At 60.1% G+C, this 6,142-nt stretch carries 6 protein-coding genes; 5 read left to right on the top strand and 1 reads right to left on the bottom strand.

The features are described 5' to 3' along the window. Positions 1-250 precede the first annotated feature (250 nt). A complete protein-coding gene (gene spoVAC, locus Q0K43_RS09720) occupies positions 251-694 on the bottom strand; it encodes a stage V sporulation protein AC (RefSeq protein WP_297290342.1) in 444 nt (147 codons plus the stop codon). A gap of 122 nt (positions 695-816) precedes the next feature. Between spoVAC and Q0K43_RS09725 the strand changes: the two genes are divergently transcribed. The 5 genes from Q0K43_RS09725 to Q0K43_RS09745 all read left to right on the top strand — a co-directional run bounded on the left by Q0K43_RS09725 (position 817) and on the right by Q0K43_RS09745 (position 6,046). After that, complete coding sequence (locus tag Q0K43_RS09725) at positions 817-1,467, top strand: MerR family transcriptional regulator (RefSeq protein WP_297290343.1); 651 nt, start codon at positions 817-819, stop codon at positions 1,465-1,467. Then, a complete protein-coding gene (locus Q0K43_RS09730; RefSeq protein WP_087188284.1) occupies positions 1,448-1,765 on the top strand; it encodes a YbjQ family protein in 318 nt (105 codons plus the stop codon). Before Q0K43_RS09725 ends, Q0K43_RS09730 begins: the two co-directional genes overlap by 20 nt. 3 nt (positions 1,766-1,768) lie before the next feature. Next, the gene (locus Q0K43_RS09735; protein ID WP_297290344.1) at positions 1,769-2,488 is read left to right on the top strand and encodes an ABC transporter ATP-binding protein; all 720 of its coding nucleotides are present in this window, start codon (positions 1,769-1,771) and stop codon (positions 2,486-2,488) included. Further along, complete coding sequence (locus tag Q0K43_RS09740; protein WP_297290345.1) at positions 2,481-4,070, top strand: hypothetical protein; 1,590 nt, start codon at positions 2,481-2,483, stop codon at positions 4,068-4,070. The genes Q0K43_RS09735 and Q0K43_RS09740 overlap by 8 nt, the downstream gene beginning before the upstream one ends. A gap of 86 nt (positions 4,071-4,156) precedes the next feature. Further along, positions 4,157-6,046, top strand: a complete 1,890-nt coding sequence (locus tag Q0K43_RS09745; RefSeq protein WP_297290346.1) for a S41 family peptidase — start codon at positions 4,157-4,159, stop codon at positions 6,044-6,046. The last annotated feature ends 96 nt before the right edge of the window (positions 6,047-6,142 follow it).

The following is a 6,142-nucleotide window of genomic DNA, read 5'->3' on the forward strand; positions in this document are numbered from 1 at the left end:
TCAGCGAACTTCGCATCTGAGGTTTCCGGGTCTCCTCGCTTCAATGAGTTTGTTGGGAACACGTGTTGCCTAAAACGGACCGTTCCTGTTCCATTACGTTATGGCTTTGTTGATCGAGCTTTGATCAGCCCATTGGGCTCACCTCTTTCTCTTTCTGGCTTTATTATACGATTTAGTTTACCATCTGTCAAGAGTTTTTTGTTTGTTTTCCACTATTTCTTTATGCGGAGCGTCCTGTGGTTATGACAGATTAGCCATAACCCAGGAACACAAGCACCACTCCATATACCACCGACGCACTGATTCCGTACACCAGCACCGGCCCGGCGATGGCGAACATCCTGGCGCCCACCCCCAGCACCAGCCCTTCGCTTTTGAACTCCAGGGCGGGAGATGCCACCGCGTTGGCAAAACCGGTGATGGGTACCAGGGTGCCTGCGCCGGCATGCTGGGCCAGCTTGTCAAACCACCCCAGGGCGGTAAACAGGGCGGAGAGGAAAATCAAAGTCACCGAAGTAGCGGTACCCGCGTCTGTTTTGTCCAGCCCCCAGCTCCGGTACAGATCCCCCAATCCCTGACCCAGGGTACAGATCAAACCACCTACCAGAAAGGCCCAGATCAGATCCTTCCACAAAGGAGAAGGCTTTGCCATCCCAGCCACATAGCGGCCGTATTCTTCGTTGGTCATGTCCATGGTACGCGCCTCCTTTTCCTCCAGTATGTCCGTCAGATGCACGAATATGTACAACAACATATTTTTCTCTTGACTTTCCACCCGGTAGATGGTATACCCTGTTAGCGTTGGAGGTGAACGGCGTGAAAATTAACGAGGTGGAGCAGCTGGTGGGCGTCACCAAGCGCAACATCCGTTTCTATGAAAAAGAGGGACTGCTGAACCCCGGACGCAATGTGGATAATGGATACCGAGATTACTCCGACAGCGACGTGGAGACGCTGCGCAAGATCAAGCTGCTGCGCAAATTGGACGTGCCTTTGGAGGAGATCCGAAACATGCAGCAGGGCGTCCTGACCCTGGACGACGGTTTGCGCCGGCACATCATCCAGCTGGAACGGGAGCAGGCCAATTTGGCCACCATTCGGGCCCTGTGCCAGACTCTGGCCGGCACCGGCCAGCAACTGGCCAACCTGGACGCCGACCGGTGGCTGTTGGAAATGGACCGCATGGAAAGTGAGGGGACCCGTTTTTTGAATATCCATAAAAAGGATACCGTGACCCACTACATCCCGCCGGTGGTGTGCGCCCTGCTGTTTATCATCCTGATGGGGGGCGTCATGGCCCTGCTGGTGTGGGCCGCGGTGGCCTTCCCCACCGACGCGCCCCCGCTACCGGTGGTGGTGGTACTCACCCTCATCCCGGCTGTGTTTATCGTCGGAGTCCTGCTGGCCCTCATCCAGCGCATCAAACAGATCCAAGGAGGAGAAGAAAATGCTGCTTCTAAATATTGAGTACATCCCCGGCAAAGAGATCCAGGCCCTGGGTATCGCAAAGGGCAGCGTGGTCCAGTCCAAGCACTTCGGCAAGGACTTTATGGCCGGTATGAAGACCCTGGTGGGCGGTGAGATCGAAAGTTATACCAAAATGCTCACAGAGGCCCGTCAGATTGCCACCAAACGCATGGTAGACGACGCGGAGGCTATGGGGGCCGACGCTGTGGTGGGGGTACGTTACACCTCCGCCTCCATCATGCAGGGGGCGGCGGAGATCACCGCCTATGGTACCGCCGTCAAAATCGTGGAGGGATAAGCCATGCTGCACATCGAACACTTTTCCAAGACCTATCCCGGCGGCAAGCGGGCGGTGGACGACCTGAGCCTCCATGTGGCCCCCGGCGAGATCTTCGGCTTTATTGGCCACAACGGCGCAGGTAAGACCACCACCCTCCGGGCGGTGGCCGGTGTGATGGACTTTACGGAGGGCGTCATCACCATCGACGGACACAACGTCCGTACCGACTCCCTGGCCGCCAAGAAGGTCACCGCCTTTCTGCCCGACAACCCCGACCTCTATGAATTTCTCACCGGCATTCAGTTTCTCAATTTCATCGCCGATCTCTACGAAATCTCCGGCGATAGCCGTCAGAATCTCATCGCCAAGTACGGCGACGCTTTCCAACTCACCGGCAATCTGGGCAGCCCCATCGGCAGCTATTCCCACGGCATGAAGCAGAAGCTGGCCCTCATCTCCGCCCTTATCCGCCAGCCCAAGCTGCTCATTTTGGACGAGCCCTTCGTGGGCCTGGACCCGTCGGCGGCCCACCTGCTTAAGCAGTTCTGGGCAGAGCTGTGCGCGGCCGGCAGCGCGGTGTTCTTCTCCACCCATGTGCTGGAGGTGGCGGAAAAACTGTGCCATCGGGTGGCTATCATCAAGCAGGGCAAGCTGATCCGCATGGGCGTCACCTCCGAACTGGTGGGAGACTCCACCCTGGAGGACGTGTTCCTGGAACTGGAGGGGGACGGGCATGGCTAAGTTCCTCTCCCTGCTGAAACTGAATTTCCAGGCGCTGCTGTCCGCCATGCGGGTGGGCCGGAAAAAGCGTTCCTTCTCCGGCATGGGCGCCCTGGCCCTGCTGGCCGGACTGTCGCTCTATGTCTCCGGGGTATACAGCGCCATGCTGGCCGGGCAGCTGGCGGCGGTGGGGGCTCTGCCTCTGCTGCTGGTACTCATGTCCCTGGTATCGGTACTGCTGGGCTTCTTTTTCTCCCTCTTTGCCGCCCAGGGCGTGGTATTTGGTGCTAAGGACAACGACCTGATGCTCTCCCTGCCCATTTCCCCTTTCCAACTGATGCTCTCCCGCACGCTGGCGCTCTACCTGGAGAATCTGGTCTCCACCGTCTTTGTTTTGCTGCCCGCCGGAGTCATCTACCTGTGGTACGGCGGCCCTGGCGGCTGGACCGTCCTTCCGCTGCTGCTGGTCTCCGCTTTCTTCCTCAATCTGCTGCCCACCCTGTTGACCCTCATCGTGGGCTTCGTGCTGGCATGGTTGTCCGGCCGGTTCCCCAGAAAAGCCCTGGCCTCCTCCCTGTTCCAGCTGCTCCTGCTGGGTCTTATCCTGGTGGGCTCCTTCTGGCTGAGCAGTTCCATGGGTAATGTGCAAACCGCCGTCCCCACCATTCTGGCCTTCTTCCAGGGCTGGGGCCGCCCCTTCCTGCTGCTGGCAGGCGGGGTGAGCGGCAGCGATCTGTTCCAGCTGCTTATCCTTTGGGCCCTGTGCCTGGGACCATTCCTGGCGGTGGTCTGGCTCTTCGCCTGGCAATATAAAGCCATTATCACCCGTCTGTCCACCCATCGGACCCGCTCGGACTACAAGCTGGGCAGGCTGTCCTCCTCCAATCAGCAAGGCGCCCTGCTTCGGAAAGAGGCGCGCCGCTGGTTCGGCACCCCCATCTATGTGTTCAATACCGGCATCGGCCTGCTGATGCTGCCCGGCGCCGGAGTGGCCGCTTTGATCTATCAGGAATCCATCCGCCATTTCCTGATTGTGAGCGATGGACTGGTTCTGGCTCCGCTGCTGGCGGCAGGTATCGCCTTCTGTCTTTCTACCGTGGCCATCACCGGCTCCTCCATCAGCCTGGAGGGGAAACAGATCTGGCTGCTCCAGTGCGCCCCGGTACCGGTGACCACCATTCTGGGCATGAAGGTAGTCTTCCAGCTGATGGTCACCCTGCCCTGCCTGGCGGCAGGGTGGGTCATGCTCTCCCTGGCCTTTGCTCTGACTCCGGCAGAGTGGGCTCTGCTGCTGCTGAACGGCCTGCTGTTCGCCCTCATGTGCGCCCCCTTTGGTCTGTGGATCAACCTCCACTTCCCCAAGCTGGACGCCGTCAACGACGCCGTGGTGGTAAAGCAGTCCGCCGCAGCCATGCTGTCCACGTTCCTGCCTATGGTGCTGATCCTGGTGTTCTTCCTGATGTGGCTTTTCTTTTCGGGACCTCTGGGCAGCGTAGGGTTGCTGTCGATCTACGCCATTTTACTGGCTGTCTGTACCGCCCTTTCTTTTTTGGCCCTGGTGCGCCAAGGCCCGGATCTCTTCCGGCGGCTGGAGGAAAAATGACAAATTGCTACAAAACGGGGACGGGCCTTGCGCCCGTCCCCACTTTGCACTACAATAGGGTTACATAACATCACGGGAGGCGTACTATGAAACTCCGCTTTCGCCTGCCGGCCGTTGGGCTGGCTGCAACCCTATTTCTTACATCCACCGCTCAGGCTCTCAACTCCTCTCAGGCTTTGACCCTGCTGAACCGTTATCATCTGGATCCTCTCCCTGACCTGGCCTTTGAGCAGACCGACGTGGCCGGGATCATCAGCGCGCTGGGAGATCCTTATACCGAATATTTTACCGCCGAGGAATACGCCGCCTTTCATGCCTCCCTCTCCGACTCGGAGTTGGTGGGCGCCGGTGTTTCCATTCAACTGGCCGATCACGGCCTGTTGGTGACCCGGGTCATTTCCGGTTCCGCCGCGGAGACGGGGGGGCTGCTGGCGGGGGACGTGATCACCGCCATTGACGGCCAGCCCACAGCCGGACTGAGTCTGGAGCAGGCTTCCGCTCTGCTGGGCGGCGAGGTGGACACCTCTTTCCAGCTGACTTATCTGCGGGACGGCCAGTCCCATACGGTGACCCTGACCCGCTGCGCCTTTGTGGTGCCCACCGCCCATGCCGAATTGTGGGAGGGGCGCATCGGCTATCTGGGCTGCGACGCGTTTGGCCCTGAGACCGCCGACCATGTGGAGGAGGGGCTGGAGACCTATGGCAGCCAGGCCGACCACTGGATCATGGATCTGCGGAACAACGGCGGCGGTGAAGTGACGGCCGCCCTCCAGACAGTCAGTCGTTTCATCGGCCCCAATGAGCAGCTCATTTACATGCTGTCCAAAGATGGCTCCATTGTCGCCCAGGGCAGCGACCTTTCCCAGCTGACCGACGCGCCTCTCATCGTCCTCACCAACAGCTATACTGCCAGCGCCTCCGAGCTGTTTGCCTCCGCCATCCGGGACACCGGCTCCGGCCTGCTGGTGGGCGGGCGAACCTACGGAAAAGGAGTGGCCCAGATCCTGCTGGACGGCAGTTCCTTTCCCGACTACTTCCCGGATGGCGACGCACTGAAAGTTACTGCCTATCGTTTCTTTGGGCCTGGAGGCACCAGCAACGATACCATCGGCGTCATGCCCCACCTGCTGCTGGATCAGTCCCTGGCTGATGAGGCCGCCGTTCTTCTTTCCAGTCCGGAACCCCAGGGCGATACCTCCGGTATGATCCGTATCGACCTGAACGGCGCCTGGTACATCGACCTGGAGCAGGCCTGCTCCGCCCCTTACCGCGCCGCTTTTACCGCCCTGCTGGAGGCTTTGCCCGACGGCATCCTGCTCAGGCAGGGAACGGGCGACGGTTGGCAGGCAGTTACCGCCTCCGCGCTGGCTGCCTCCTGTGGGCTGAATGATTATGTACACCGGGGTTTCTCCGACACCGCCCAGTCCCCCTATGCTGACGAGATCAGTCTGCTGGCCACCTACGGCGTGGTACTGGGCGGGGGGGACGGCTCCTACCATCCTGCCGAATCCCTGACCCGGGGGCAGCTGTGTACGCTCCTGGCCCAGGCTCTCAACTGCACCGTCCCCACAGGGGAGAGCGTCTTTTCCGATGTTTCTATGGACGACTGGTACGGCCCTGCCGTCAACGCGCTGGCCGCCATGGGACTGGTGGAGGGAATTGGGGGCGACCGCTTTGCCCCCAACGATCCGGTCAGTCACGAGCAGTTCATCACCATCCTTTCCCGTCTGGGCCGCCGTCTGGACCTGGAGTTGATCCATACCTGGCAGGACCGGCCGGAGACGGCATCCACCGACTACCAGAACTATTCCTCCTGGGCCTGGGAGTCGGTGTGGCTGCTGGCACAGGATGCGGACGGCCTGCTTTGGGCCCCGCCGGCGGAGATCGATCCCTCCGCCGTCACCACCCGGGAGGAAGCCGCCGCGCTGACCTGTACCCTTTTGTGCAAGCTGAATTTACTGCCATCCCTGATCTGATCAAAAACGCCCTCCGCCGTGAACTGCTCCAAATTGTGCGGACAGTACAAAAAAGCGCCCTGGTAGGAAAAATAAGTTTTAGGTGGAGAGGCGCCG

Source organism: uncultured Flavonifractor sp. (assembly GCF_944383115.1).
Lineage (GTDB): Bacteria > Bacillota > Clostridia > Oscillospirales > Oscillospiraceae > Flavonifractor.